Source organism: Sphingomonas sp. NPDC019816 (assembly GCF_050274375.1).
Classification (GTDB): Bacteria; Pseudomonadota; Alphaproteobacteria; order Sphingomonadales; family Sphingomonadaceae; genus Sphingomonas.
The window spans coordinates 24,705-50,346 of the sequence record NZ_JBNNOB010000007.1; the positions used below are offsets into that span (position 1 = coordinate 24,705).

25 protein-coding genes and 1 pseudogene are annotated in these 25,642 nt (G+C 66.6%); 10 read left to right on the forward strand and 16 right to left on the reverse strand.

The window, feature by feature from the left end:
• Positions 1-69: 69 nt before the first annotated feature.
• From ACQKJZ_RS02110 to dusB, 5 genes are read right to left on the reverse strand one after another with little or no spacing between them, the layout of a single operon-like run.
• Entirely contained in the window at positions 70-1,446 is a 1,377-nt protein-coding gene (locus ACQKJZ_RS02110; RefSeq protein WP_427729814.1) for a sigma-54-dependent transcriptional regulator, read from the reverse strand.
• A gap of 8 nt (positions 1,447-1,454) precedes the next feature.
• Entirely contained in the window at positions 1,455-3,701 is a 2,247-nt protein-coding gene (locus tag ACQKJZ_RS02115; protein ID WP_427729815.1) for an ATP-binding protein, read from the reverse strand.
• Positions 3,702-3,753: 52 nt separating this feature from the next.
• On the reverse strand, positions 3,754-5,205 hold the full coding sequence (gene ntrC / locus ACQKJZ_RS02120; RefSeq protein WP_427729816.1) for a nitrogen regulation protein NR(I): 1,452 nt from the start codon (positions 5,203-5,205) through the stop codon (positions 3,754-3,756).
• Positions 5,202-6,269: a two-component system sensor histidine kinase NtrB gene (locus ACQKJZ_RS02125; protein ID WP_427729817.1), complete on the reverse strand. Its 1,068-nt coding sequence runs from the start codon at positions 6,267-6,269 to the stop codon at positions 5,202-5,204. The genes ntrC and ACQKJZ_RS02125 overlap by 4 nt, the downstream gene beginning before the upstream one ends.
• The gene (gene dusB, locus ACQKJZ_RS02130) at positions 6,253-7,254 is read right to left on the reverse strand and encodes a tRNA dihydrouridine synthase DusB (protein ID WP_427729818.1); all 1,002 of its coding nucleotides are present in this window, start codon (positions 7,252-7,254) and stop codon (positions 6,253-6,255) included. Before dusB ends, ACQKJZ_RS02125 begins: the two co-directional genes overlap by 17 nt.
• 90 nt (positions 7,255-7,344) lie before the next feature.
• Between dusB and ACQKJZ_RS02135 the strand changes: the two genes are divergently transcribed.
• The 3 genes from ACQKJZ_RS02135 to ACQKJZ_RS02145 are packed head-to-tail and all read left to right on the forward strand — an operon-like array spanning position 7,345 to position 9,535.
• Positions 7,345-8,505, forward strand: a complete 1,161-nt coding sequence (locus ACQKJZ_RS02135; RefSeq protein ID WP_427729819.1) for a bifunctional 2-C-methyl-D-erythritol 4-phosphate cytidylyltransferase/2-C-methyl-D-erythritol 2,4-cyclodiphosphate synthase — start codon at positions 7,345-7,347, stop codon at positions 8,503-8,505.
• On the forward strand, positions 8,505-9,035 hold the full coding sequence (locus ACQKJZ_RS02140; protein WP_427729835.1) for a hypothetical protein: 531 nt from the start codon (positions 8,505-8,507) through the stop codon (positions 9,033-9,035). The genes ACQKJZ_RS02135 and ACQKJZ_RS02140 overlap by 1 nt, the downstream gene beginning before the upstream one ends.
• Positions 9,035-9,535, forward strand: coding sequence for a CinA family protein (locus ACQKJZ_RS02145; protein ID WP_427729820.1), 501 nt, complete (start codon positions 9,035-9,037; stop codon positions 9,533-9,535). Before ACQKJZ_RS02140 ends, ACQKJZ_RS02145 begins: the two co-directional genes overlap by 1 nt.
• On the opposite strand, the gene ACQKJZ_RS02150 is transcribed toward ACQKJZ_RS02145, so the two are convergent.
• Both ACQKJZ_RS02150 and lipA read right to left on the reverse strand, forming a co-directional pair.
• The gene (locus ACQKJZ_RS02150; protein WP_312489192.1) at positions 9,496-9,954 is read right to left on the reverse strand and encodes a type II toxin-antitoxin system RatA family toxin; all 459 of its coding nucleotides are present in this window, start codon (positions 9,952-9,954) and stop codon (positions 9,496-9,498) included. The genes ACQKJZ_RS02145 and ACQKJZ_RS02150 overlap by 40 nt on opposite strands.
• On the reverse strand, positions 9,954-10,877 hold the full coding sequence (gene lipA / locus ACQKJZ_RS02155; RefSeq protein ID WP_427729821.1) for a lipoyl synthase: 924 nt from the start codon (positions 10,875-10,877) through the stop codon (positions 9,954-9,956). Before lipA ends, ACQKJZ_RS02150 begins: the two co-directional genes overlap by 1 nt.
• Positions 10,878-11,038: 161 nt before the next feature.
• Here lipA and ACQKJZ_RS02160 point away from each other — a divergent pair, with 161 nt between their 5' ends.
• Complete coding sequence (locus ACQKJZ_RS02160; protein WP_427729822.1) at positions 11,039-11,695, forward strand: carbonic anhydrase; 657 nt, start codon at positions 11,039-11,041, stop codon at positions 11,693-11,695.
• A 95-nt stretch (positions 11,696-11,790) separates the two neighbouring features.
• Here the strand turns inward: ACQKJZ_RS02160 and aspS are convergent, their stop codons facing one another.
• On the reverse strand, positions 11,791-13,605 hold the full coding sequence (gene aspS, locus ACQKJZ_RS02165) for an aspartate--tRNA ligase (RefSeq protein ID WP_427729823.1): 1,815 nt from the start codon (positions 13,603-13,605) through the stop codon (positions 11,791-11,793).
• Positions 13,606-13,775: 170 nt separating this feature from the next.
• Between aspS and rnd the strand changes: the two genes are divergently transcribed.
• Positions 13,776-14,954, forward strand: coding sequence for a ribonuclease D (rnd, locus tag ACQKJZ_RS02170; RefSeq protein ID WP_427729836.1), 1,179 nt, complete (start codon positions 13,776-13,778; stop codon positions 14,952-14,954).
• A complete protein-coding gene (locus tag ACQKJZ_RS02175; protein WP_427729824.1) occupies positions 14,951-15,238 on the forward strand; it encodes an I78 family peptidase inhibitor in 288 nt (95 codons plus the stop codon). Before rnd ends, ACQKJZ_RS02175 begins: the two co-directional genes overlap by 4 nt.
• On the opposite strand, the gene ACQKJZ_RS02180 is transcribed toward ACQKJZ_RS02175, so the two are convergent.
• From ACQKJZ_RS02180 to ACQKJZ_RS02195, 4 genes are read right to left on the reverse strand one after another with little or no spacing between them, the layout of a single operon-like run.
• On the reverse strand, positions 15,225-16,697 hold the full coding sequence (locus ACQKJZ_RS02180) for a Ppx/GppA family phosphatase (protein ID WP_427729825.1): 1,473 nt from the start codon (positions 16,695-16,697) through the stop codon (positions 15,225-15,227). The two genes, ACQKJZ_RS02175 and ACQKJZ_RS02180, sit on opposite strands and share 14 nt — an antisense overlap.
• 17 nt (positions 16,698-16,714) lie before the next feature.
• The gene (locus ACQKJZ_RS02185; RefSeq protein ID WP_427729826.1) at positions 16,715-18,880 is read right to left on the reverse strand and encodes an RNA degradosome polyphosphate kinase; all 2,166 of its coding nucleotides are present in this window, start codon (positions 18,878-18,880) and stop codon (positions 16,715-16,717) included.
• A gap of 20 nt (positions 18,881-18,900) precedes the next feature.
• Positions 18,901-19,509, reverse strand: a complete 609-nt coding sequence (locus ACQKJZ_RS02190) for a chromosomal replication initiator DnaA (protein WP_183950830.1) — start codon at positions 19,507-19,509, stop codon at positions 18,901-18,903.
• Positions 19,506-20,762 (reverse strand): heavy-metal-associated domain-containing protein, encoded by a 1,257-nt coding sequence (locus ACQKJZ_RS02195; RefSeq protein WP_427729827.1) that lies wholly within the window; start codon positions 20,760-20,762, stop codon positions 19,506-19,508. Before ACQKJZ_RS02195 ends, ACQKJZ_RS02190 begins: the two co-directional genes overlap by 4 nt.
• Before the next feature lie 59 nt (positions 20,763-20,821).
• Between ACQKJZ_RS02195 and purM the strand changes: the two genes are divergently transcribed.
• The 4 genes from purM to ACQKJZ_RS02215 are packed head-to-tail and all read left to right on the forward strand — an operon-like array spanning position 20,822 to position 23,403.
• Positions 20,822-21,955 carry a phosphoribosylformylglycinamidine cyclo-ligase gene (gene purM / locus ACQKJZ_RS02200; RefSeq protein WP_427729828.1) on the forward strand — a complete coding sequence of 378 codons (1,134 nt, stop codon included), beginning with the start codon at positions 20,822-20,824 and terminating at the stop codon, positions 21,953-21,955.
• The gene (gene purN / locus ACQKJZ_RS02205; RefSeq protein WP_427729829.1) at positions 21,945-22,523 is read left to right on the forward strand and encodes a phosphoribosylglycinamide formyltransferase; all 579 of its coding nucleotides are present in this window, start codon (positions 21,945-21,947) and stop codon (positions 22,521-22,523) included. Before purM ends, purN begins: the two co-directional genes overlap by 11 nt.
• Positions 22,520-22,807 carry an MmcQ/YjbR family DNA-binding protein gene (locus tag ACQKJZ_RS02210; RefSeq protein WP_427729830.1) on the forward strand — a complete coding sequence of 96 codons (288 nt, stop codon included), beginning with the start codon at positions 22,520-22,522 and terminating at the stop codon, positions 22,805-22,807. The genes purN and ACQKJZ_RS02210 overlap by 4 nt, the downstream gene beginning before the upstream one ends.
• On the forward strand, positions 22,804-23,403 hold the full coding sequence (locus ACQKJZ_RS02215) for a hypothetical protein (RefSeq protein ID WP_427729831.1): 600 nt from the start codon (positions 22,804-22,806) through the stop codon (positions 23,401-23,403). The genes ACQKJZ_RS02210 and ACQKJZ_RS02215 overlap by 4 nt, the downstream gene beginning before the upstream one ends.
• A gap of 40 nt (positions 23,404-23,443) precedes the next feature.
• Here the strand turns inward: ACQKJZ_RS02215 and ACQKJZ_RS02220 are convergent, their stop codons facing one another.
• From ACQKJZ_RS02220 to ACQKJZ_RS02235, 4 genes and pseudogenes are all read right to left on the reverse strand, one after another.
• Positions 23,444-23,962, reverse strand: coding sequence for an N-acetyltransferase family protein (locus ACQKJZ_RS02220; RefSeq protein WP_427729832.1), 519 nt, complete (start codon positions 23,960-23,962; stop codon positions 23,444-23,446).
• The gene (gene ndk, locus ACQKJZ_RS02225) at positions 23,962-24,384 is read right to left on the reverse strand and encodes a nucleoside-diphosphate kinase (RefSeq protein WP_007403624.1); all 423 of its coding nucleotides are present in this window, start codon (positions 24,382-24,384) and stop codon (positions 23,962-23,964) included. The genes ACQKJZ_RS02220 and ndk overlap by 1 nt, the downstream gene beginning before the upstream one ends.
• 219 nt (positions 24,385-24,603) lie before the next feature.
• A complete protein-coding gene (locus ACQKJZ_RS02230) occupies positions 24,604-25,044 on the reverse strand; it encodes a DNA polymerase III subunit chi (RefSeq protein WP_427729833.1) in 441 nt (146 codons plus the stop codon).
• A gap of 20 nt (positions 25,045-25,064) precedes the next feature.
• Positions 25,065-25,642 (reverse strand): annotated as a pseudogene (locus ACQKJZ_RS02235) (leucyl aminopeptidase); the annotation flags it as partial.

A 25,642-nucleotide genomic window follows, 5' to 3' on the forward strand; every position in this document is an offset into this window, starting at 1 on the left:
CACCGGACGCGGTCAATATCTATGGATTGAGCGACCATTCGTCCAGAGGTGGAACAGCCGCCATCGCGATCAATCCTCGCGCGTCTCGCTGATCCCCAGCAGCTTCAGCTTGCGGTGCAGCGCGGATCGCTCCATCCCGATGAAGCTGGCCGTGCGTGAGATATTGCCGGAAAAGCGGCGGATCTGGATACGCAGATATTCGCGCTCGAAACTCTCGCGCGCTTCGCGCAGCGGCGCGCCCATGATCGCCGTCGCGCCACCGCCGCCCATATCGGCCCCCTCGCCCAGCACCTCGGCGGGCAGCAGGTCGAGGTCGATCCGGCCGATGCGATCGCCGGGTGCCAGGATGATCGTGCGCTCCACGACATTGCGCAACTGGCGGACATTACCCGGCCAATCATAAGATTGCATCGCGACCATCGCATCGGGGGCGATCTCCGGCGTCCGCACACGGCGCTCGGCGGCGTAATGCGCCATGAAATGCTCGACGAGGGGTGGAATATCCTCGCGCCGCTCGGCGAGCGACGGGATGGTTACCGGCACCACGTTCAGCCGATAATATAAATCCTCACGGAACCGGCCCTCGGCGATTTCCTGGGTCAGATCGCGGGCGGTGGCGGACACGACGCGGACATCGACCTTGACCACCCGCGTGCCCCCGACGCGGGTAAAGCTCTGGTCGGTCAGGACGCGCAGGATGCGTGCCTGGGTCGCGATCGGCATGTCGGCGATTTCGTCGAGGAACAGCGTGCCGCCATGCGCCTGTTCAAGCAGGCCGGTGCGGACGAGGTCCCCCCCCTCCTCCACGCCGAACAATTCCTCTTCGACCCGCTCGGGCGTCATCCGTGCCGCGCTGACCACGACGAACGGCGCGTTGACGCGGTTGCTCCAGCCGTGAAGCAGGCGTGCGGCCACTTCCTTGCCAACACCCGCCGCGCCCATGATCAGCACCCGGCTCCCGGTCGCCGCCACGCGCTTCAGGGTGGCACGGATGCCGTTGATCGCGTTGGACGAGCCCGTCAGGTCGGTCTCGCGGCCGGCGCTCGCCCGCAGCGACGCGTTTTCGCGCCGCAAACGCTCGGTCTCCGTCGCACGGCCGACCATCAGGAGCAGTCGTTCGGCCTCGAACGGTTTTTCGATGAAATCGGCCGCACCCTTGCGGATCGCCGCCACCGCCGTGTCGAGATTGCCGTGCCCCGAAATCACCAGGACCGGGATCGAGGGATCGCGCCGCTTGATCTCGTCGAGCAATTCGAGTCCATCGAGCTTCGACCCCTGAAGCCAGACATCGAGCAGGACGAGCGACGGCCGCCGTGCCGCCACCGCCTCCAATGCCGCGTCACTATCGGCTGCGACGCGTGCCTCATAGCCTTCGTCCTCCAGGACGCCGGCGACCAGTTCGCGGATATCGAGTTCGTCGTCGACGACGAGAATGTCCAAAGCCATGATCTTTTTTATGTCCGGGTACGAGTCAAAGCGGTGAGCTGGCCCTCCCCAGCCAGTTCGGGTTCGGCGCCCCCTTGGTCGAGCGCCGCGAGGGCACCGGCATCGAACATCATCGACACGATCGTGCCGCCAGTCGGATTGTCGGAAAAGCCGATCGTGCCGGCATGTTCCTCGATGATCTTGTTGACGATGGCGAGGCCCAGGCCCGTGCCCCGCGCGCGCGTCGTCATATAGGGCTCGATGATGCGATCGCGTTCGGGGGGCAGGCCGATACCGTTATCGACGACCGTGATCGTCACCATGCTCGCCTGCTGGCCCAGGATCATCTCGACCTCGCCACCCCTGGCGCCTTCGGGCCTTGCTTCAATGGCTTCCACTGCGTTCTTGACGATGTTGGTCAGCGCCTGGCTCATCTGGCGGCGGTCGCAGACCAGCGTCGGCGCCGGTTCGTCCTGCTCCAGCGCGAAACGGATGTCGGGGTGGGCGACTTCATGCAGGAAAAGGGCCTGTGCGCAGATGTCGGCGATCGCCTCCTCGCGGAACACCGGCTTGGGCATGCGCGCGAAGGACGAGAATTCGTCGACCATCCGCCGCAGGTCGCCGACCTGGCGCACGATCGTCTCGGTCAGCCGTCCGAAGGTCTCGTCCTGCGGATCGATGACCTTGCCATAGCGACGTTGCAGTCGCTCTGCCGCCAGCTGGATCGGGGTCAGCGGATTCTTGATCTCATGCGCGATCCGGCGCGCCACGTCGGACCATGCCGCCCGGCGTTGGTCGAGCAGTTGCTGCGTAATGTCGTCGAAGGTCAGGATGGGGCCATCGGCGGTCTGCGCGATCCGCACCGCCAGCGTGCGCATGTCGCCCTGCAACGCAACCTGCACGGTCGCCTCGCGACGTCCATGGTCCAGCAATTCATCCAGCTCGGGTGCCACCTCACCCAGCTTGTGACCGACCAGCCCATCCTCATCCGCCCCCAGCAGCAGATTGGCGGAATTGTTGGCCATGCGCACCTGTCGATCCCGGCCGACCGCGACAACGCCCGCCGACACGCCGGCCATCACCGCCTCGATCAGCGCACGGCGGTTGTTGAGTTGCGAATTGGCGGTGACCAGCTCGGTATTCTGTTGCTCTAGCTGCCCCGTCATCTGGTTGAAGGCATGGGCCAGCGTGCCGACCTCGTCGCGGGTCCGGGGATCGGGAACGCGTGCGGTCAGGTCGCCGCCGGAAATGCGCCGTGCGGCGTCCACCAGTTCACCGACCGGCCGTACCAGACGATCGGCCAGGGCGAGCGCAATCCACACCGCGATCCCGACGATCAGCATGGCGATCGCGAACAGGACGAGATTGAACTTCAACTGGAGCGAGCGCGCGCGGCCCTGCAACGCCCGGTAATCCTTGACCACATCCTCCGCCGCGAAATGTTGCCCGCTCAGGAACTTGGCGTTCACGCTCGTCCCGATATACAGCATGATGCCGTTTCCATCGGGCAGCGGGCGAACGACCCAGACGCGCTGCTCGTTGATGCCGACCTCCGGGCGATCGGTCTTCATCGCCTGTTGGATCATGTCGGGGCTCACCAATTCGCGAAACGTCGAATCGGGGGGCGGCAGGATATAATCGTAGAATTTGAAGCCTTGCTTGGGGTCATAGGAAAAGAGGACGGCCTCCTCCAGATCCCGAACCAGCACCTGCTGCCCGAAATAGGCATGGAAGGCTTCCCGGCGCTCGCGCAAAGCGGGCAGGCTGCTTCCCAGATCGCCCGCCATGGCGTTGGCCGTCTTCACCCAGCGATCGATGATTTGCTGTTGCGATTGGCGCGCGATGGTCATGGCATCGCCAAAGGCCTTGCGTGCACGATCCGAAATCCAGAACTCGGCGGAATCCTGGAACAGCACCGATGCCGTCACCACGGTCAGCAGGATGGGCACGCTGGCGGTCAGCGAAAACAGCGCGACCAGTCGCACATGCAGGCGCCCGCCACCGCCGACAGCGGACTGGGCCGCGCGACGCTTCGCCACCCGCCGGCCGAGCAACATGAGCAGGAAGACGCCGGGGACGAGATTGAGCGCCAGCAACCCCGCCATCACCGGTGGAGCGATCAGCCCCTGGGCTTCGTGGCGGCTGGTGACATAGACATAGGTGCCGATGGCGATGGCGACCGCGCCGACGATCACCGCGATCTCGATGGCCGGCGTCACCGCCAGGCGGGAACGCGGCGATTCGTCAGGATCGACAGGCTTCACGAACGCCAACATCGTTGCAATCGTACAACGTCGAGCGTGTCCCGCAAGCCACATTTCGTAAAAATTACGCGCTCGCTCCCGGCTCGTCATCGTCGCCGGAGACACCGATATGTAGGGTGTCGAGCCGCTTGCGCAGCGTGTTGCGGTTAATCCCCATCGCCCGCGCGGTCCGCAACTGGTTGCCGCCGTGCCGTGCAAGCATCACCTCGATCAACGGCCGTTCTACCTCGCCGATGACGCGGTCATAGAGCGTTCCGTCGTCGAGCGCGGAAGGCCGCTCGATCGCCAGCTTCGCCAGAAAGCCGCGCACGGCCGCCGCCAGATCACCGGTTCCGCCCGGCGCAGACGAGGGCTGGGCCTGCCCCGCCTCACCCAGCATGACGCGCACCGCTTCCGCATCGATCACTTCGTCGCGGGCCAGCACCGCCAGCCGGCGCATGAGATTTTCCAGTTCCCGCACATTGCCGGGCCAGTCATGCGCGATCAGGACGTCGAGCGCATGACTGCCGATCTTGCGCCGGGGCAAGCCCTGTGCCGCCGCGTTCTCCAGGAAATGCCGCGCGAGCAGAGGTATATCCTGCCGCCGCTCGCGAAGCGCGGGCAAGGCGATGGGCACCACGTTCAACCGATAGAACAGATCCTCACGGAACTGCCCCGATGCGACCTGCTGGGTCAGGTCGCGGTTGGTCGCCGCGACGATGCGGACATCGGTACGGATCGTCCGTGCGCCGCCCACGGTGGTGAACTCGCCCGATTGCAGCACGCGCAGCAGGCGGGTCTGCGCCTCCATCGGCATGTCGCCAATCTCGTCGAGGAACAGGGTGCCCCCCGCCGCCTGTTCGAAACGCCCGGCATTGCGCTGCGCAGCGCCCGTAAAGGCCCCACGCTCATGGCCGAACAGCTCGGCCTCGATCAGCTCGCGGGGGATGGCGGCCATGTTGATCGCCACGAAAGGCGCGGCGCGGCGCGGGCCCAGATCATGGATCGCACGGGCGACCAACTCCTTGCCGGTGCCCGACTCGCCAGAGACGAGCACGGTCAGATCGGTCGATACAACCCGCGCGATCACGCGGTAGACGCCCTGCATGGCCTGCGACCGGCCGATCAGCGGCAAGGCGCGGTCATCGTCGCCCAACCCTTCCTCGACCATCACCCCGCCCCGCGCAAGCGCCCCCGCCACCGCATTGGTCAGCGCATCGAGATCGAAGGGCTTGGGCAGATATTCATAGGCGCCGACCTCGGCCGCGCGGACCGCCGTCGTCAGCGTGTTCTGCGCCGACAGGATGATGATGGGCAGCGCCGGAAAGCGCCGGGCTATGCCACGGATATGGTCGATCCCGTCGCCATCCGGCAGGATCACGTCGGTCACCAGCACGTCGGGCGCTCCCCCGACGAGCAGCCGGTCGAGCCGCGCCAGCGTCTCGACCGCCGTCACCTCATGCCCCGCGCGGCGCAGCGCCTGCCCGACGACGGTGCGGATGGCGGCGTCGTCATCGACGACCAGAACGTGGCTCATGCCTGCGCTCGGGGCAGCAGGAGACGCAGAACGGTCATTTCGGGCGAACCTTCCCTGGCATATTGGATGAGGCCGTTCATATCGCGCGCCAGCTTGTCGACCAGCGCCAGACCCAGCCCCTGCCCTTCGCGACGGCCCGACACGAACGGATCGAACAGGTGATCGACGATATCGGGTGGAGCGCCCGGGCCGTTATCGATGACGCAGATCTCGATCGGCAGCGGCAATCGTTCCTGCCCCGCGCCGATGTTGACCGACATGCCGTGTCGATAGGCGGTAGTCAGGACGATACGGGGATTGCGTTGGGCGCGTACCGCCTCGCGTGCATTCTTCAGAAGGTTGATGACGATCTGCAGCAGGGCGTCGCGGTTGATCCGCGCCAGCGGAAGCGATGGATCGAAACGCTCTTCGATCACGATCCCGCGCGCGAAGCCGGCCAACGCCACACCGCGCGCATGGCCGAGCAGCGGATAGATATTCTCCGCCCCCAGGGGCAGCGGTCGCGTATCGCTGAAATCCTGCATACGGTCGATCAGGGCCGCGATGCGATCGACCTCGGTCGTGATCAACGTCGTCAACTCGCCGCCGTTGAGCAGTTGCGCGGCACCACGAATCCCGGAAAGCGGGTTCTTGATCTCATGCGCCAGCATCGCGGCCGCGCCCACCGCCGCCCGCGCGCCCGCGCCGCGTTCGGAGGCATGGGCCAGTCGCCGCGATGGCCCGGCGCTGTGCAGCGTGATCGCGCGCCAGCCCGGGTGATCGGGGACTTGGGCCTCGACGAAATCGGCCCGGATCTTGGGGCCGTGGCGAGTGGCGATGACCGTGTCGTATACGGCGAAACCATGCCCATCGCGACTGCGTGGCGCCTCGGGCGGCGGCAGGATGGCGATCAGCGGCTGACCGACCATCAGCCGCTCGGACAGGTTCAACAGTTGCTCCGCCAGTGCGTTGGCATGAACGATGCGATCGTCCGGGTCGACGACGATCACGGCTACCGGCAACGCGGCAAAAAGCGCCGCGAAGCCAGGTCGGCCGTGACGGGCCGGTTCAGGCGGCAGCGGCAAGCTCGATCTGCGGCATATAGAAGTCGTACAGCATCGCCTTGACGCGATCCGCGCTAGGCTCCTGGTTCACCTTGTTGCGGAATTCCGCCGAGCCGTGCAGCCCGCGCGTGTACCAGCCGATATGCTTGCGGGCCATGTTGACGCCCGTCTCCATGCCATAATGGTCGAGCATCGCGTCGTAATGCTCTGCGACCGTACGATATTGCTCGTCGAGTGCCGGGTCCTCGCGCCGCTCTCCGGTCGCGAACCAGTGCATCACCTGTCCCAGCAGCCAGGGCCGGCCATAGGCGCCGCGCCCGATCATCACCCCGTCCGCGCCCGACTGGTCGAGTGCCGCGTCGGCATCGTCGAGGGAGCAGATGTCGCCATTGGCGATGACGGGGATGCTGACGGCGTCCTTGACGTTGCGGATGAACGCCCAGTCGGCCGAGCCCTTGTACATCTGGTTGCGGGTGCGGCCATGAACGGTAATCATCTTGACCCCGATGGCCTCGGCGATACGCGACAATTCGGGGGCGTTGAGGCTATCGTGGCACCAGCCCATCCGCATCTTCAGCGTGACGGGCACGTCCACGGCCTTCACGGTCGCCTCGATGATGGCGGAGGCCAGCTTCAGGTCGCGCATCAGCGCCGAGCCCGCATCGCCATTGACGACCTTGCGCACCGGGCAGCCCATGTTGATATCGATGATCGCGGCGCCGCGGTCCGCGTTCAGCTTGGCGGCCTCGCCCATCTCATAGGGTGTGCAGCCGACCAGCTGCATCGACACCGGCTCCTCCAGCGGATGCCAGGTGGCCTTCTGGATCGACTGGCGAGTCTCGCGGATGGCGGCCTGGCTGGCGATCATCTCGGTGACGTTCAGGCCCGAGCCATAGCGCCGGACGAGGGTACGGAACGGCATGTCGGTGACGCCGGTCATCGGCGCCAGAACGACGGGGCTGTCGATCGTCACCGGACCGACCTGGATAGGAGCGAGGTTACGCATAGAACTGCCTGAAAAATAAGCAGCGCCATAGCCGAATCGCCCCGACCTGGCAAGGTTGGCGGTCCGACCCAAACTCGCTAGGCGGGGGGCATGAACGAGGATGGTAAGAATGCCGCGCTGATCGTCGCGGCCGGCGGCGGCAGCCGGATGGGCGGAGGCATCCCCAAACAGTTTCGCGATCTCGGCGGGCGGCCCATGCTGGCATGGAGCCATGCCGCATTCGCCTCGCATCCGGGCATCGATACGATCCTGATCGTCGTCGCCGAGGATCAGCGGGACCTTGCCCGCGATCTGCTGCCGAATGCCTGGATCGAAGTCGGAGGAGCCAGCCGGCGCGAGTCGGTCGCGCGCGGCCTGCGTCATCTGGCAATCGCTGGCGTCACGAAGGTCCTGATCCATGACGCCGCACGTCCTTTCCTGTCGGCCGAGGTTATCGACCGGGTGCTGGCGGGGCTGGCCTCGGCCGACGGTGCCATGCCGGTGCTGCCGGTCGCCGATACGCTGGCCAAGGACGAGGGCGGGGTGTTGGGCGAGATCGTGCCACGCGACGGCGTGGCCCGCGTCCAGACGCCACAGGGCTTTCATCTGCAATCGGTGGTTGCCGCCCATGCCGCCTGGCCTGCCGGGGCGGAGGCGACCGACGATGCGCAAATGGTGCGACGGCTTGGCGGGCGCGTCGCTTTGGTGCAGGGCGATGCCATGCTCGAAAAGATCACTTATCCTGACGACATGGCCGGCGCCGATACGCGGCTGACCTGGGAAACCCGGACCGCGATGGGCTTCGACGTCCACCGATTGGAGGATGGCGAGGAGCTGTGGTTAGGCGGCGTGCTGATCCCGCATCATCAGGGCCTGTCGGGGCATAGCGATGCCGATGTCGCGCTCCATGCGCTGACCGACGCGCTGCTGGGCACGATCGCGGCGGGCGATATCGGTACGCATTTCCCGCCCAGCGATCCCCAGTGGAAGGGCGCCGAGTCGGGCCAGTTCCTGCAACATGCCGCCAAGCTGATCGCCGACAGGGGCGGGCGCATCGATTTCGTCGACCTGACCATCATCTGCGAAGCGCCCAAGATCGGCCCGCACCGCGCCGCCATGGTCGAACGGATCGCCGATCTTATCCAGATCGACCGGAGTCGGGTCAGCCTGAAGGCGACGACGACCGAGCGGCTGGGCTTCACCGGGCGGGGCGAAGGGATCGCCACCCAGGCGGTCGCCACCGTCCGCCTGCCTGCTGGGCCGCAGGCGTGATGCGCACGCTCGGCCTGGCGCTCGCGCTGGTCGGCCTTGTCGCGCCGGAGATGGCGGCGGCGCAACAGCGCGCCTGCATCACCGCGCCCGAGGCCGAGGCGATGACGCTGGTGGCCATGCCCGACATCCTGCGCGAAACCGGTCGGGTGTGCGCCGCGCGCCTGCCCGCGAACAGCCTGATCCGGGGCAACGGCACGCTGATCGCGAAATATGAAACGGCCGCCGAACAGGCCTGGCCGGCGGCGCGGGCCGCGATCGTGAAGCTGTCCGACCCGACGGTCGACGCGCTACTGCAATCGGATTTCGCCCGGCCGCTGCTAACCTCCTTGCTGGTGCCGTTCATCGTCGGGCGTATCGGACTGGAGGATTGCGGCGTGATCGACCGGCTGGCGACGCAGCTCGCCCCCCTGCCCCCACGCAACATGGCGTCGGTGATCGTCACCGCGCTTCAATATCTCAAGAGCGAGAAGGCGCGCGGCCGGCAGGTCGCGGTGCCCGACCTGCCGCTTTGCCCCAACGGGAACCGCTGATGGACGTGCTTCTTCCCCCCGAACTGGTCGCGATGGCCGACCGTGTCATCACCGCAAACCGCGCGATCGGCCGCCGGGTGGCGCTGGCCGAAAGCTGCACCGGCGGCCTGGTGTCCGCCGCGCTGACCGAAATCCCCGGCGCGTCGGACGTAGTCGAGGCGGGTTTCGTCACCTATTCCAATCAAGCCAAGATCAGTCTGCTGAAGGTCAGCCCGGACGTGATCGAGACGTTCGGCGCGGTGTCGGTCGCGACCGCCTGGGCCATGGCGCGCGGCGCGCTGCTGGCGAGCGAGGCGGACATTGCGGTGGCGATCACCGGGGTCGCAGGACCGGGCGGAGGCACGGTGAAGAAGCCGGTCGGAACCGTCGTCTTCGCCCAGGCGCTACGCGAAGGCGACCCCGAGGACATCAAGGCCAAACGTCATGAGTTCGGCGATATCGGTCGTGGCGGTATCCGGCTTCAGGCGGCGCTGTTGGCGCTGGAGCTGCTGCTGCCGTAAAGCTTTGCGGCGCGGTCTTCGAACGCGCCGATCATGCGGCGGAGCGCGGTGCCGAACACCTGCCCCGCCAGCATCTCGAACACGCGGTTCTTGAAGGCGAAATCGACGGTGAAGTCGACCGCGCACCCCTGCCCCTCTGGCCGGAAGCGCCAGGTGTTGCGCAGATATTTGAGCGGCCCGTCGAGATAGTCGACGTCGATCGCCTCCGGCCGGGTCTTGGCGACCCGGCTGGTGAAGGTCTCGCGCAGGCCCTTGAAGCCGACGATCATGTCGGCGACCGTCTCGGTATCCGAGTTGGAGCGCACGCGCATCCCCAATACCCAGGGCAGGAATTCGGGGTAGCGCGCGACGTCGGCGACCAGGTCGAACATCTGCTCCGGCGTATAGGGCAGATGCCGTGTCTCGCTATGCTTGGGCATCAGCGCGCGTTCGCCAGCTTCGCCTCGCGCGCGGTGCGCAACCGCTCGAAATCGTCGCCGGCATGATAGCTCGACCGAGTCAGCGGCGAACTCGCGACCAGCAGGAAGCCCTTGGCCCGCGCGATCGCGGCATAGGCATCGAACGCCTTGGGCGTCACGAACTCGGCGACCTTGGCGTGACGCGGGGTCGGCTGAAGATACTGGCCCATGGTCAGGAAATCGATGTCGGCCGAACGCATGTCGTCCATCACCTGATGGACCTCCAGCCGCTCCTCGCCCAGACCCAGCATGATGCCGGACTTGGTGAAAATCGAGGGATCGTGCCGCTTCACGCTCTCCAGCAGGCGCAGCGAAGCATAATAGCGCGCGCCGGGCCGGATCGTCGGATACAGACGGGGCACCGTCTCGAGATTGTGGTTATAGACGTCGGGACGCGCCTCGACGATCGACTCGATCGCGGCCTGCGCCTTGTTGCGAAAGTCGGGCGTCAGGATTTCGATGGTCGTGTTCGGCGTCGCCCGGCGCAGCGCCTGGATCACCTTCACGAACTGCGACGCGCCGCCATCGGGCAGGTCGTCGCGATCGACCGAGGTGACGACGATATGGTTGAGCCCCATCTGTGCGGCCGCATCGGCGACATTCTGCGGCTCCATCGCATCGACCTTGCGCGGCATGCCGGTCTTCACGTTGCAGAAGGCACAGGCGCGGGTGCAGGTGTCGCCCAGGATCATGACGGTCGCATGCTTCTTGGACCAGCATTCACCGATATTGGGGCACGCCGCCTCTTCGCACACGGTCGTCAGGCTCTTGGCGCGCATCAGCTCGCGCGTCGCGGCAAATCCGGCGCTGGTCGGAGCCTTGACGCGGATCCAATCGGGCTTGCGCGCGCGCACCGGCGCGACCAACGGTGTCAACTCGTTCATGGATTGCGAAATAGCGATGCACCGGGTCCGACACAATGCCTGCCGAATGTCCCATTCGCGCCCATCCGCCCGGGGCGGACATACTTTGATATGGAACCGACATGGCCCTGTCCGGTTCCCTCGCTACAATGCCAACTCCCTACTGTGGATAAGAGAAAGCAATGACCGACTTTAACGACCTCGTGGATGGCTATCAGCGCTTTCGGACCTCCGATTGGCGTCGCCAGCGCGACCGCTGGGCCGAGTTGAAGGAAGGCCAGAGCCCCAAGGTGATGGTCATCGCCTGCTCGGACAGCCGCGTCGATCCGGCGCAGATTTTCGACACGCTGCCTGGTGAAATCTTCGTTGTCCGCAACGTCGCCAACCTCGTTCCGCCGTTCGAGACCGGTGGCGGCCATCACGGCGTGTCGGCCGCGCTGGAATTCGCGGTCACGCAGCTGGAAGTTACCGATGTCGTCATCATGGGCCACGGCGCCTGCGGCGGCTGCAAGGCGGCGCTGACGCAGGGCTTCGCCCATGCGCCGCAGGGCGAAGGCGGCTTCGTCGCCAACTGGGTCAGCCTGCTCGACGACGCGCGTGACAAGGTCATCGCCAAGCATGGCGACGGCGCCGATGCCGATGCGATGCGCGAGATGGAGCTGGAATCGGTCCGCACCTCGATCGCAAACCTGCGCACCTTCCCCTTCGTCACCAAGCGTGAGGATGCCGGCAAGCTGACGCTGCGTGGGGCTTATTTCGCGATCGCCGATGGCGTGCTGCACCTGATGGACGAGAATGGCGAGTTCAAGCCCGCCGCTCCTGCCCTGGCCGCAGCGTAAGGAACTCGGTCCGAGTCCTAGACCCGGACTCGAGACGTAAAAAAGGGCGGACGCCGCATCCGGCGCCCGCCCTTTTCATTGCGCGCTTTGAAAGATCAGCCCGCCGAAGTGGCGACGACCTGATCAACATCCTTCTTCGCTTCTGCGGTCGAGCGCAGCGACAGTTCGCGCATCTGCTTGTTGCTGGGCAGGCTGGGCGCGCCCATCAGCAGGTCCTCGGCGCGCTGGTTCATCGGGAACAGCGAGATTTCGCGCAGGTTCTGCGCACCGCAGATCAGCATGACGATGCGGTCGACACCGGCCGCCATGCCACCATGCGGCGGCGCGCCGTACTGGAACGCGCGATAGAGGCCACCGAAGCGCTCCTCGACATCCACCTTGGACAGGCCGACCTTCTCGAACGCCGCGACCATCAGCTCGGGCGACTGGTTGCGGATCGAGCCCGATGCGATCTCGAAGCCGTTGCAGACCAGGTCATACTGGTACGCCTTGAGCGACAGCGGATCGGCGGAGGTCAGCGCCTCCATGCCACCCTGCGGCATCGAGAAGGGGTTGTGTGCGAACTCGACCTTCTTCTCGTCTTCGTCCCATTCGTAGAAGGGGAAGTCGACGATCCAGCACAGGCGGAACGCGCCCTCCTCGATCAGACCGAGCTGCTCGGCGACGCGGGTGCGCGCCAGGCCGGCCAGCTTGGCCGCCGCCTCGACCTTGCCCGCCGCGAAGAACAGACCGTCATCGGGGCCCAGGCCGAGCGCGGCGTAGATCGCCTCCATACCCTCGGTGCCATGGTTCTTGGCGATCGGACCGCCGAACTCGCCGCCCTTGCGGGTGACATAGCCCAGGCCCGCATGACCCTCGGCGCGCGCCCATTCGTTCATCTCGTCGAAGAACTTGCGGCTCTTCTCGGCGGTCTTGGGCGCCGGGATCGCGCGGACCACGCCGCCCGAACCGACGATCTTCTCGAACAGGCCGAAGCCCGAAGTCGTGAAATGCTCCGAGACATCGGTGATGATCAACGGGTTGCGGAGGTCGGGTTTGTCGTTGCCGTATTTCAGCATCGACTCCGAGTACGGAATGCGCGGGAACTCACCCACCGGCGTGACGGTGCGGCCATCGGCGAACTTCTCGAAGATGCCGCCGATCACCGGCTCCATCGTCTCCCACACCTCTTCCTGGGTGACGAAGCTCATTTCCAGGTCGAGCTGGTAGAATTCGCCCGGCAGACGGTCGGCGCGCGGGTCCTCGTCGCGGAAGCAGGGCGCGATCTGGAAATAGCGGTCGAAGCCCGCGACCATCAGCAACTGCTTATACTGCTGCGGCGCCTGGGGCAGCGCGTAAAACTTACCCGGATGGATGCGGCTCGGCACCAGGAAGTCGCGCGCGCCCTCGGGCGACGATGCGGTCAGGATGGGAGTCGAATATTCGGTGAAGCCGCCAGCCTCCATGCGACGGCGCATGTCGGAAATCACCTGGGTCCGACGTACGATATTGGCGTGCAACGTCTCGCGGCGCAGGTCGAGGAAGCGGTAGCGCAGGCGAATGTCCTCGGGATATTCCTGCTCCCCCGCCACCGGCATGGGCAGTTCCTCGGCCGCCGACAGCACGGTCGCACCGCGCGCGAACACCTCGATCTCGCCGGTCGCCAGGTTGGCGTTGACGGTGCCTGCCGAGCGGGCCTTCACCACGCCATCGATGGTCACGACGGACTCGACGCGCGCAGCCTCCAATATGGCGAGCGCGGGCGTGTCGCTGTCGGCGACGATCTGGGTGATGCCATAGTGATCGCGCAGATCGACGAACAGCACGCCGCCATGATCGCGCTTGCGATGGACCCAGCCCGAGAGGCGGACCGTCTGGCCGACCGCTTCGGCGGTCAGCGCGGCGCAGGTGTGAGTACGATAGGCGTGCATGGGGGCATTCTTCCGAACGTCTGATGAAAGTGTCGCCGCTTCCCCGCCCACCCCGGTTTTGTCAATGCCAATGTACCCGACCCGGGCCTAGGATCGGGGAAAGCGCATCCGATCGTAACGGGTTCGTCTTCTTCTTTGTCAAGGCGCGAGCACGGCGCTATGTGCGGATGATGCACGTCCATCCGTTGATTACCGACAGCGCCACGCTCGCCAATCTTTGCGCCCGCCTGTCCCAGGCCGACTTCATCACGGTCGATACCGAGTTCATGCGCGAAAGCACCTATTGGCCCGAGCTGTGCCTGATCCAGATCGCCGATACGCAGGAAGCCGCCGCGATCGATCCCAAGGCCCCCGGCCTGGACATGACGCCGCTGCTCGACCTGCTCGTCAACAATGACGAGGTGTTGAAGGTCTTCCATGCCGGTGGCCAGGATATCGAGATCATCTACAACCTGACCGGCAAGACCCCGCACCCGCTGTTCGACACGCAGATCGCGGCGATGGCGCTGGGTCAAGGCGAGCAGATCGGCTATTCCAACCTGGTCGACAGCTGGCTGGGTATCCAGGTCGATAAGGGTGCGCGCTTCACCGACTGGTCGCGGCGGCCGCTCGACCAGCGACAGGTGGATTATGCGATCGGCGACGTGACCCATTTGTCCGCGATCTTCCCCCGGATGCTGGAGCGGCTGCGCAAGACGGGGCGCGGCGCGTGGCTCGATCAGGAGATGGAGCGGCTGGCCGATCCCGAACATTATGCCAACGACCCGGACTCCGCGTGGAAGCGCGTGCGCGTGTCGGGGCGCAAGCCCGATATGCTCAGCCGAATGAAGGCGCTGGCCCGCTGGCGCGAGCTGGAGGCGCAGGCCAAGGACTTGCCGCGCGGCCGTATCGTCAAGGACGAGACGCTGGCCGATCTGGCCGGGCATCCGCCGCGCAAGCAGGCCGACCTGGCAAAGGTGCGCGGCCTGTCGGCGACCTGGGCGAGCAACGATATCGGCGGCCGCCTGATGGACGCCCTGGAAACCGCGACCCCGCTCGACGCCGACGAACTGCCCGCGCGTGACGACCGCAAGCCGGGGCTGGGCCGCGAAGGTGCGCTGGTCGCCGACCTGCTCAAGCTGCTGCTCAAGATCCGCGCGCGCGACATCGACGTCGCGCCGCGTCTGCTCGCGCGGTCGGACGATCTGGAGATGCTGGCGGCGGGCGTCCGCAGCGGCCTTGCGGTGCTCGACGGCTGGCGCTTCGAACAATTCGGCCGCGATGCGCTGGATCTGGTCGAGGGCCGCACCGGGTTCGTGGTCAAGAACGGCAAGCTCAAGATGGTGCGGACCGAGGACGAAGCGGCATGATGCGATTGCTGACCGTTGCCGCTTTGCTGCCGGTCATGGCCTGCACTACCACCCCCAAGCCCGAAGATGCGCCCGGTCTGCTCGATTGCGGCGAGACGCGGGTCGCCGATCTGCTCGGCAAACCATGGACCGAGGCTATGCGCGCGCCGACGCTGAAGCGGACCGGTGCCCGCACCATCCGCGTGATCGCGCCCGGCGATGCGGTGACGATGGATTATCGCACCGACCGGCTGAACATAGAGACCGATGCCGCCGGCCGGGTCACGAAGGTCAGGTGCGGCTGAGTCGAACCGGCGCCCGCCCCAGGGCGGCCGCCAATGCCGAATGGCGGCGCTCCACCGCTTCGCCGTAAAAGCCGCGATCCTCTTCGCGCATCGCCAAGCCAAGCGTCGACTCGTCTAGCACCAGTCCGCTCCGCTCAAGCGGTCCGGCCAGCCCTCCGCTCAGTCGCTGCCCCAACCGGACCGCCAGGCCCCAGCTGGTCGCGAGCTTCAACTGCGCCGGGCTCGCCAGCTCGGCCAGCGGCGCGGGTACGTCTAATCCACCCCCAAGGCTGGTGTGCAGCGCCTGCGCAAGCATCGCGCGGCCGACCGCGTCGATACCCACCCAATTGCCGTGCAGCGCGATCTCGACCCCGCGCTCCGATCGAAACTCGGGGTTCGCGCGCCAACCGACATCGGCCAGTAGACAGGCCGCGTGTCGCAGCCGCGCGTCAGCCGCCGCTTCACCGCTGAATAGCGGCGCGGTCCAGCTTTCGAGCAGATCGCCATGTTCCGGGAAGCGGCCGAGCAACCGCCCCTCCTCGCGCGCCGCGACGATCAGCGGATCGAGCGCCCGCGTCCTGGCGTCCAGTCCGCCATAGAGCAACCCTTCGCGCAGGCCATAGGCCGAGACGACGGTCGTGCTGCTACCCAGATGCTTGAGCAGGACACCGAGCAGCGCCGTGGCATCGCCAAGCGTCGCGGCGCGGCTGGACGACAGGCCCTTCACCTCGCGCAGCCGCTGCTTGCTGAGGTGCGGGATGGTACGCGACAAACGCAGGATGTCGGTCGGCGTCAGTTCGTAATGATGGATGATGGGCAGCGGATAATTGGCCAGCGCCATATCGAGCCGTGCCAGCGCCCGCCACGATCCACCGACCATATAGAAGGGCAATCCCCGACCGCGCCCCTCCCAACCGGCTTCCTCGATCAGGCGGGCGATGTTCCGCTCGAAAGTCTTGCCGCCGCGTTCGCGCAGCGCCGGGATGCGCAGGACGCCGAGCGGAAAGGACACCCGGTCCTCTACCCCGCCGTCACGGACGCGCACCAGTTCCAGGCTGCCGCCGCCCAGATCGCCGACGATGCCGTCCGCATCGGGAATGGCCGACAGCACGCCTTCGCCCGCCCCCTTGGCTTCCTGCTCACCCGAGAGCAGTTCGACCTCGAGGCCCAGCGACTCGGCACAGGCGATCAGCTCGCCGCCATTGGCCGCGTCCCGCACCGCCGCCGTCGCGACCGTCCGCAGCGTCGTCACCCCCATTTCACGCGCCAGGCTGGCGAACCGGGCGAGCGCCACCTGCGCCTTGCCCAGCGCGACCGGATCGATCGCACCGGTCGCCGCCAACCCGCGCCCCAGGCCCGCCATGACCTTCTCGTTGAAGAGGGTCGCCGGCAAACGCGGCAGTCCCTGATAGACGACGAGGCGGACGGAGTTGGAGCCGATATCGATGATCGCCGTTCGCGGCGCGCGCGTTCCCGCCATGGTTCAGCCCTCGCCCGTCACTTCTGCCGCCGGAGCGACAGGGTCGGCACCGCCTTGCTGGTGTCGAGCGCGGCGCCGCGCCCCGAAAGCGAGGGATTGGTCATGAAATACCGATGCAGGTTGAAGGGACGGTCGCCGGGCTGATCGCGGACATAGCTGCCGTCCGGCTCCAGCTCCCAGCTTTGTTCGTTGTCGAGCAGGTTGGCGACCATCACCTGATCGAGGATCTGGTCGTGGACGGTCGGGTTGAGGATGGGCAGCATATATTCAACGCGCCGGTCGAAGTTGCGCGGCATCCAGTCGGCCGAGGAGATGAAGACCTTGGCGGAATCATGCGGCAGCGCCTTGCCGTTGCCGAATGCCCAGATGCGGCTGTGTTCGAGGAAACGGCCGACGACCGACTTGACGCGGATATTCTCCGACATGCCCGGAACGCCGGGCCGCAGACAGCAGATGCCGCGCACGATGAGGTCGATTTCGACGCCCGCACCGCTGGCTTCATAAAGCTTCTCGATCACTTGCGGATCGACCAGCGAATTGACCTTCGCCCATAAGCTGCCCGTCCGCCCGGCGCGGGCGTGCGCGATCTCGGCATCGATCAGCGCCATCAGATTGTGGCGCAGGTCGCGTGGCGACAGGCTGACATGGTTCATCGCCACCGGTTCGACATAGCCGGTGATATAGTTGAACATCTGCGCCGCATCGCGCCCGAGCAGCGGATCGGCGGTGAAGAAGCTGAGGTCTGTGTAGATGCGCGCGGTGATGGGGTGATAATTGCCTGTGCCGAAATGGCAGTAGGTGCGAAAATCGCTGCCCTCGCGACGAACGACCATCGAGACCTTGGCGTGGGTCTTCCAGTCGATGAAGCCATAGACGACCTGTACCCCGGCACGCTCCAGCGCCGAGGCCCAATATAGGTTCTGCTCCTCGTCGAAGCGCGCCTTCAACTCGACGATGGCGGTCACCGATTTGCCCGCTTCGGCGGCGGCGATCAGCGCGTTGATGATCGCCGACTGCTTGCCGGCGCGGTACAGCGTCTGCTTGATCGCGACGACGTCGGGGTCGACGGCGGCCTGTTTCAGGAAGGCGATCACCACCTCGAACGTCTCGTACGGATGGTGGACGACGATGTCCTTGGCCTTGATCGCGGCGAAACAATCGCCCGCAAACTCCCGGATTCGTTCGGGAAAGCGCGGGGAATAGGGCGGAAACTTCAGGTCTGGCCGATCCGTGTCGACCAGCATGTCGAGGTCGCCGATGCCGAGCAGATTGCCGCTCTCCGTGATGATCGCGTCGCTGCCGCCCAGCTCGTCGCGCAGCACATCCGCCAGCTCGTCGGGCATGCCCGTTTCCAGCTCCAGCCGGATCACGCGTCCCCGCCGCCGCCGCTTGATGGCGTTGGCGAAATAGCGGACGAGGTCTTCGGCCTCTTCCTCGATCTCGATGTCGCTGTCGCGGAGCACGCGGAAGGTCGCCGCGCCGTTGACGATATAGCCGGGGAAGAGCAACCCCGAAAAGCGGCGCAGGATCGTCTCGATCGAGACATAACGCGCGCCCTCCCCCGGCAACCGTACGAAACGCGGCATGGTGGCGGGGATCATCACCAGCTCGCGGATCGGCTCCTGATCCGACACGCGGGTCAGGTCGAAGATCATCGACAGACCCTTGTTGGGAATGAACGGAAAGGGATGCGCCGGGTCCAGCGCCTGGGGCGTCAGAATCGGAAATATCTGGTCCCGAACATGGCTTTCCAGCCAAGTGCCGGCCTCCGCATCGATCGCGTCGCGGCGCAGGACGAAGATGCCCGCCTCGTCGAGCAGGTTGCGCAGGTCGCCCCACACCTCCTGCTGGCTGGCCATCAGCCGGTCAGCCTCGGCGATGATGCCGTTCAGCTGCTGCCCAGGCGTCAGGCCATCGACCGAGCGTTGCTCGACATCCTGCGCTTGTTGCCCCTTCAGGCCGGCGACGCGCACCATGAAGAACTCGTCGAGGTTAGACCCCGAGATCGACAGGAAACGCAGCCGTTCGAGCAGCGGGTGCGCCGAATTGCACGCCTCTTCCAGCACCCGGCGATTGAACGCCAGCCAGGAGAGTTCGCGGTTGAAATAGCGGTCGCTGCGGTTCGGCGTGAAATGATCGTCGTCCGGCTCGGACATTTTCGCGATATGGGCGGGACGGGTCATATTTCTCGCTCGGACTGTGTTCAAGGCTCGGCGAGGAGGCCAGCCGTGATCAGGGTGGATCGTGCAAGAGCAATGGACAAACGCGCGCGCCGTTCCATCGCCCCCTGATCGAGCATATCGACCGCGCGGATGACAGACAGGTGACTACGCTCGACACGCAGCGTCAGCCATTCGATCAGATCGGGCCGCGCATCCAGGCCACGCCGCTCGAACAGATGCTCGAACAGCGCGGCGACCAATTCGTCGTCGGGCGGGCCGATCTCGCCCAGGCTGCTATTGGCCAGACGCGAGCGCAGATCGGGCAGCTTCACCGCCCAGCGCGGCGGTGCCGCATCCGCGACGATCAACAGCGGTCGCCGCTCGGCCTGCGCGGTGTTCCAGGCGTGGAAGATCTGCACCTCGGGCACGCGCTCGGCATCGTCGATGATCGTGCCGCCGCTGCGGGCAGCGAAGATGCGCGCGAGCAGCGACCGGCCCGACTTGCGCGGCCCCGTCAGGATCGCGGCCATGGTCGGCCAGTTTTCCCACTGGTCCAGCATCCGCGCCGCCAGCCGGTTGGAATCGGTCAGCAGGAAGGCGTCCGATCGGGGGTCCGCTGGCCATTGCAGCGGAAGCGCCATCTGGTTCATCCGGTCGTCACATTATCCGTAGAGGGCGCAGGCGATGGCGTCGTCGCCCGCCTGATGCGCAAGGTGGTGCCGGAACCCGACACCAGGAAGCCGCGCTGCTCCAGCGCGCGGCGAAGCTTTTCCGGGTCGCCGTCATAGGTGACGCTCATCAACGACACGCCGCCCAGCGCCAGGCTGGTCGTGCCGGCGCGGACCACACCCGGGATGCCACGCACCAGGCTTTCGACATTGGCAACCGCGCTCGCGCTCGGCGCGTCATATTGCAGCGTCACGGCGATGCCCGCGCCCGTCGAGGCGATGGCGGCGTCCAGCCCCTGAATCGGTTCCTCACCGCCACTGGCCTCATCGGTAATGACGGGCTGCGGCTTGGGCGGGGGTGACAGCGTCGGATCGCCCTGCAACTGCCCGTCCGCCAACGCGCGCTGATAGAGCGAGTCGAGACGGGCCACGCCGGTGTCGAGCAACCGGGCCAGCCCCTCGGTACTGCCGACACGCAGCGTCACCGAACCGATGAACGCGTTGTCGGGACCATGCCGCGCCTCGAACACGCCGATCACGGGCCCGCCCGGCCATTGCCGGTAGAGATGGGCGACCGGGATCAGGACATCCGAAGCGCCATATTGGTCGAGGATCGAACGCCACCATCCGCGAGAGCGCCGCTGGATCTGCCCGGCATTGAGCAGCAGCGGATCGGCGCCCGTGCCCGAGGGGCGGACATAATCGATCGTGCTGTTGCCGGTGCGGAAGCGTGCCCAGGCCTGTTGCCAGGGGGTACGCGTCTCGAACATCTGCGACACGCCACCCGACACCTGCAACGGCATGACCAGCATCGGCGGCGAGCGATCGGCATAGGCCGACACGCCCAGGATCGACGCGGCACGGGCGCGGTCGAACAGGACGCCCAGCCGCGCGACATAGCGGTTGGGGCCGATCTGCTCATTCTCGACCACGATCCCGGAGACCAGCGAATCGAGCATGCCGTCCGACGCGCCGGTGCCGGACCGACCCAGCCGCTGCGCGAGCATCGCCCAGCCCTTTCGCTGTGCGATCCGCCAACCACCCAGCCGCGCGTCCTCAGCCGTCTTGCCCGAGACATCGACCGCGATCCCGGAGACCTCATAGGCGTTGCCGCTGTCGACCGGGACGACGCCGCGATCCTGTCCCTCTATCTGGGCCATGACGGCACTGGCCCCGATGCCGACCCCGGCCAGGGCGGCAAGACCGAATATCCGATGGGGCAATCGCAAACGCATCGCGGCCTTTTGGCGAAGCAGGCGTGGAAATCCAAGCGCGATATAGCTAACGGGCAAACATGACCGACAACAGCAGCCCCTCCGCCCCCTCGTCGCCCGCCCCAACCGGCACCGCCTATACCTATGCCGATGCCGGCGTTTCGATTGCCGCCGGCAATGCGCTGGTCCGTGCGATCGGCCCGCTCGCCAAGGCGACGCGCCGGCCGGGTGCCGATGCCGATCTAGGCGGGTTCGGCGGTTTCTTCGACCTAAAGGCGGCGGGTTTCACCGATCCGTTGCTAGTCGCGGCGAATGACGGTGTCGGCACCAAGCTGAAGCTGGCGATCGAACATGACCGCCATGACGGCGTCGGCATCGACCTGGTGGCGATGTGCGCCAACGATCTGATCGTGCAGGGCGCCGAGCCGCTGTTCTTCCTCGACTATTACGCCACCGCCAAGCTGGAGGGCGATGTGCCCGAACGCGTGATCGCCTCGATCGCCGAAGGCTGCCGCATCGCCGGATGCGCCCTGATCGGCGGCGAGACCGCCGAGATGCCGGGCATGTACGCGGCGGGCGATTACGATCTCGCCGGCTTCTGCGTGGGTGCCGTCGAGCGCGATCAGGTGCTGACCGGCGCCGACATCGGCGATGGCGACGTGATCCTGGGCCTGGCGTCGTCGGGCGTCCATTCCAACGGTTTCTCGCTCGTCCGCCGCCTGGCGGCCGACAAGGGCTGGAAGCTCGATCGCCCGGCGCTGTTCGACCAGGAGCGGTTGCTGATCGAGGCGCTGATGGCGCCGACTCGGATCTATGTTCGCGCACTGCTGCCGTCGATCAAGGCGGGGACCATCAAGGGCCTGGCGCACATTACCGGCGGGGGTCTCCTCGAAAACATCCCGCGCGTCCTGCCCAAGGGCGCGCATGCGGTGGTCGATGCCGATGGCTGGGAACAGCCACGTCTGATGGCGTTCCTACAGGCGCAGGGCGGGATCGAGCCCGAGGAAATGGCGCGCACCTTCAACTGCGGCATCGGCATGGCAGTAGTCGTGGCCGCTGATCGGGCCGAAGCGGTCGCCGCCACGCTGACCGAGGCCGGCGAGACGGTCGTGACCATCGGCCGGATCGAGGCGGGCGAGCGCGGCTGCACCGTCAAGGGATCGGCCGGTACCTGGAGTGCCAAGGCGGACTGGACCGCGACCCATGCGGCCTGACGGCCGGGCGAAGGTCGGCATCCTGATTTCCGGCCGGGGCTCCAACATGCAATCGCTGGTCGCGGCGGCGCGTGCCGCCGATGCCGGCTATGAGGTCGTCCTCGTCGCCTCGGACAAGCCCGAGGCGGCCGGGCTGGCCTGGGCGGCGGAACAGGGGATCACGACCTTCGCCCTGTCCCCGAAGGGGATCGGCAAGCCGGCCTATGAGGCCGCGATCGACGAGGCGCTGCGTGATGCGGGTGTAGAGGTGATCGCGCTCGCCGGCTATATGCGATTGCTGTCGGGTGATTTCGTCGCGCGGTGGCGGGGGCGTATCCTCAACATCCACCCCTCCCTGCTTCCTCTCTACAAGGGGCTGGACACCCATGCCCGCGCGATCGCGGCGGGTGACGCGAAGGCGGGCTGCTCGGTGCATATCGTCACCGAGGCGCTGGATGACGGCAAGGTGCTGGGGCAGGCCGAAGTCCCGATCCTGCCGGGTGACGATGCCACGGCACTCGCGGCGCGCGTGCTCGTTGAGGAACACCGGCTTTACCCCCAAGTCCTGACGGAGTTCGTACGTCGATGACCGATATTCTCTCCCGCATCCGCGACATCGCCCTGCTGCTGCCCGGTACGAGCGAGGATACCGCCGACGGCGAAACCCGATTCCTGGTCGAAGGCGCGCCGTTCGTCCGCGTCGGCCAAGACGCCGCCGCCCTGCATCTGTGCGCCGCCGACGCGGGTCAGGCGCCCGTGTGGCATGAGCTTGCGCCCTCGATCGACAGCGACTGGACGCTGATCGAAGACCGGATCGCGCGCAGCTGGGAACTGGTCGCGCCCACCGGATTGCTGGAGGCCGGCGGACGATGAGCGGACGGGCGGACGACGAGGCCGCCGAGCGCGCCAAGTCGCGCCGCCGGCTGCTGACGCTGGCCGAATTCGTCGCGATCGCGGGCCTGATCGTCGCCTCGCTGACTCTCTACTTCAACTGGTCGCAACGGCGCAGCGACGCCGCCGATAAGAGGGCCGCCGCCAGCGCCCAGCGTCACGAGCGCGGGCGGCTCGACCTGACCGCGACGGTCGAAGGCGATGGCCGCCGCCTCGCGCTGCGCGACCCGAACCACGACCTGCAGGAGGTGACGATCGCCTTCCCGGCCAAATCCGGGGTCGGGCGTCAGGTGCCGATGGGTGATCCGGTGATCGAGGCGGAGCCGATCGCCGGCCCGATCCTGGCGCTGACGGACGGTCAGGCGGATACGCGCGAGGGCCGCTTGCCGGCGCTCATCACCACCCGTTACTGGGACGGCGACACCGCGCGGACGGTGACGGGGCTATATGACGTAATCTGGAGCACGCATGGCCGGCTTTTGCGCGGCCGGACGTTGCGGCTGGAGGGCTTGCGCCTGCGTGACCGGAACGGAACGGTGGCGAAACTGAACGCCGCCTGGGCGGCGCGGCGGACTTGAGACGGCGCCCTCATTGGTGAGGTGAGAGAAACGCGCCGGCCTATAGCGTCTTCGCGTAGACGACGTCATCGAACAGGGCTTCGCCCACCCGGAATTGCCGCGTGCCGGCAAGCGTGAAACCCTCGCGCTCGTAAAACGCCCGGGCCTGCGCATTGATGCCCAACACTCCGAGCACCATGCGTCGTCGCCCCATCGCGCGCGCGTCGTCGACCGCCCGAGCCATCAGCTGGTGGCCAAGGCCGGAGCCACGGGTCAGCGACAGGGCATAGATGCGGCGAAGTTCGATATCGTGCGCATCGGTCGCGATGGGCAGATCGGGGGGTGTGAGGAGCGTGTAGCCGACCGGCGCCGCGCCGTCGGGATGCTCGGCCAGGGTCACGACACTCGCGGGATCGACGACCCAGGCGTCGAACTTGGCGGGACAACTGTTCGAGGTGCAGTGGCGCACCATGTCGGGACCGGCGATGATCCCGGCGAACGTCTCAAGAAAGCTGGCGGCCGCGACGAGCGACAACGCGGGCGCATCGCCCGGGCAGGCCCGCCGCAGCCGCCACGTCATCAGCCGACGATTTCTTCGGGCTTGAAGAAGTACGCGATCTCGATCTCGGCATTCTCGTCCGAGTCCGAACCATGGACGGTGTTGGCTTCGATCGACTCGGCCAGTTCCTTGCGGATCGTGCCCGGCTCGGCGTTCGCCGGGTTGGTCGCGCCCATGATGTCACGGTTGCGCTGCATGGCGTTCTCGCCTTCCAGCACCTGCACGACGACCGGACCCGAGATCATGAACTCGACCAGATCGTTGAAGAAGGGGCGCTCCTTGTGGACCGCGTAGAAGCCTTCGGCCTGCTCGCGGGTCATCTGGATGCGCTTCGAGGCGACGACGCGCAGGCCGGCTTCCTCCAGCATCTTGGTGACGGCACCGGTCAGGTTGCGGCGGGTGGCGTCGGGCTTGATGATCGAAAAGGTACGGTTCGCGGCCATGATGGTCACGCAGCTCCTGATTAAGGTGTTGGCTGGAAGTGGCGTCGCCCTAGTCGGGGCGGGGAAGCAATGCAATGTCTTATGGCGATCGATCCTCCTCGACACGGGAGGTGGCAGCGCGACAGCGCTGACGGAGGGGGGCTTCCACACAGGGTGCCGCTTGCGGCACACCCCCTCCACCAGCTTCGCTGGTCCCCCTCCCCGTGCCGGGGAGGACTGTCAGGCCGCCTGCTCCCAGCGGCCTTGGTCATTCTGCTTCCAGTAGCGCCGCTCCACCCCCTCGCGGTCGGCCAGCGCACGCCACGCCGCACGCGCCTCGGCGATGCGGTCGCCATCGAAGAAGTGGAAGGTACGCTCGAAGCCCAGCGCCTCGTCGCGCCATTGCCCGTCCGCCAGCGCGACATGCCGCGCGCCGTTGGTCGGCTGCACCTCGGCCGCGATCAGGATCGGCTGAAGACCATCGTCCCCCTCCCCCGCCTGCGCGTGGGGCAGAAAGCCATCGGCCGGCACCATCCAGAGTTGCCGGTCGAGCGCGGCGCGCTGGTCGGCATCGCCGCTGACGATCAGCAGGCGGCCGCCGCCGGCCATCACGCGATCGGCGATGACGGGCAGCAACCGGTCGAGCGGCGCCATGGTCAGATGATAGAAGTCGACCTGCATCGGCGCCGCTCCTCGGTCGCTCAGACCTCGAACCGGTCCGCGACGAACCGGTCGAGCAGGCGCACGCCGTAACCGGTCGCGCCCTTGTCGTGATTGACGCCGGGCTTGTCCGACCAAACCATGCCGGCGATGTCGAGATGCGCCCAGGCGACCCCGTCGTTGATGTAGCGCTTCAGGAACTGCGCCGCCGTGATCGAGCCGCCGCCGCGCGGACCGACATTCTTCATGTCGGCGATCTGGCTGTCGATCAGCTTGTCATAGGCATCGGACAGCGGGAAGCGCCACAGCTTCTCGTCGGTCGCCTTGCCCGCCGCAAGCAGCGCCTCGGCGAGCGAATCGTCATTGGCGAACACGCCGCCATGCTCGTTGCCCAGGCTGATGATCATCGCGCCGGTCAGCGTGGCGAGATCGACGATGGTCGAGGGCGCATGCGTCTTCTGGACCCAGGTCAGCGCGTCGCACAAGACCAGACGGCCTTCGGCGTCGGTGTTGATGACCTCGATCGTCTGGCCCGACATCGAGGTGACGACGTCACCGGGACGCTGGGCATTGCCGTCGGGCATGTTCTCGACAAGGCCCATGACGCCGACGACATTGG

Bases quoted from the DNA above. Each gene is read 5' to 3' on its own strand.
- purM (WP_427729828.1), top strand. From the start codon at position 20,822: ATGACCGACAACAGCAGCCCCTCCGCCCCCTCGTCGCCCGCCCCAACC.
- ntrC (WP_427729816.1), bottom strand. From the start codon at position 5,205: ATGAGCCACGTTCTGGTCGTCGATGACGACGCCGCCATCCGCACCGTC.
- lipA (WP_427729821.1), bottom strand. From the start codon at position 10,877: ATGAACGAGTTGACACCGTTGGTCGCGCCGGTGCGCGCGCGCAAGCCC.
- ACQKJZ_RS02160 (WP_427729822.1), top strand. From the start codon at position 11,039: ATGACCGACTTTAACGACCTCGTGGATGGCTATCAGCGCTTTCGGACC.
- dusB (WP_427729818.1), bottom strand. From the start codon at position 7,254: ATGCGTAACCTCGCTCCTATCCAGGTCGGTCCGGTGACGATCGACAGC.
- ACQKJZ_RS02215 (WP_427729831.1), top strand. From the start codon at position 22,804: ATGAGCGGACGGGCGGACGACGAGGCCGCCGAGCGCGCCAAGTCGCGC.
- ACQKJZ_RS02190 (WP_183950830.1), bottom strand. From the start codon at position 19,509: ATGAACCAGATGGCGCTTCCGCTGCAATGGCCAGCGGACCCCCGATCG.
- ACQKJZ_RS02175 (WP_427729824.1), top strand. From the start codon at position 14,951: ATGATGCGATTGCTGACCGTTGCCGCTTTGCTGCCGGTCATGGCCTGC.
- ACQKJZ_RS02220 (WP_427729832.1), bottom strand. From the start codon at position 23,962: ATGACGTGGCGGCTGCGGCGGGCCTGCCCGGGCGATGCGCCCGCGTTG.
- rnd (WP_427729836.1), top strand. From the start codon at position 13,776: ATGCACGTCCATCCGTTGATTACCGACAGCGCCACGCTCGCCAATCTT.
- aspS (WP_427729823.1), bottom strand. From the start codon at position 13,605: ATGCACGCCTATCGTACTCACACCTGCGCCGCGCTGACCGCCGAAGCG.
- ACQKJZ_RS02195 (WP_427729827.1), bottom strand. From the start codon at position 20,762: ATGCGTTTGCGATTGCCCCATCGGATATTCGGTCTTGCCGCCCTGGCC.
- ACQKJZ_RS02180 (WP_427729825.1), bottom strand. From the start codon at position 16,697: ATGGCGGGAACGCGCGCGCCGCGAACGGCGATCATCGATATCGGCTCC.
- ACQKJZ_RS02145 (WP_427729820.1), top strand. From the start codon at position 9,035: ATGGACGTGCTTCTTCCCCCCGAACTGGTCGCGATGGCCGACCGTGTC.
- ACQKJZ_RS02140 (WP_427729835.1), top strand. From the start codon at position 8,505: ATGCGCACGCTCGGCCTGGCGCTCGCGCTGGTCGGCCTTGTCGCGCCG.
- ACQKJZ_RS02185 (WP_427729826.1), bottom strand. From the start codon at position 18,880: ATGACCCGTCCCGCCCATATCGCGAAAATGTCCGAGCCGGACGACGAT.
- ACQKJZ_RS02110 (WP_427729814.1), bottom strand. From the start codon at position 1,446: ATGGCTTTGGACATTCTCGTCGTCGACGACGAACTCGATATCCGCGAA.
- ndk (WP_007403624.1), bottom strand. From the start codon at position 24,384: ATGGCCGCGAACCGTACCTTTTCGATCATCAAGCCCGACGCCACCCGC.
- ACQKJZ_RS02150 (WP_312489192.1), bottom strand. From the start codon at position 9,954: ATGCCCAAGCATAGCGAGACACGGCATCTGCCCTATACGCCGGAGCAG.
- ACQKJZ_RS02135 (WP_427729819.1), top strand. From the start codon at position 7,345: ATGAACGAGGATGGTAAGAATGCCGCGCTGATCGTCGCGGCCGGCGGC.
- ACQKJZ_RS02230 (WP_427729833.1), bottom strand. From the start codon at position 25,044: ATGCAGGTCGACTTCTATCATCTGACCATGGCGCCGCTCGACCGGTTG.
- ACQKJZ_RS02210 (WP_427729830.1), top strand. From the start codon at position 22,520: ATGACCGATATTCTCTCCCGCATCCGCGACATCGCCCTGCTGCTGCCC.
- ACQKJZ_RS02115 (WP_427729815.1), bottom strand. From the start codon at position 3,701: ATGTTGGCGTTCGTGAAGCCTGTCGATCCTGACGAATCGCCGCGTTCC.
- purN (WP_427729829.1), top strand. From the start codon at position 21,945: ATGCGGCCTGACGGCCGGGCGAAGGTCGGCATCCTGATTTCCGGCCGG.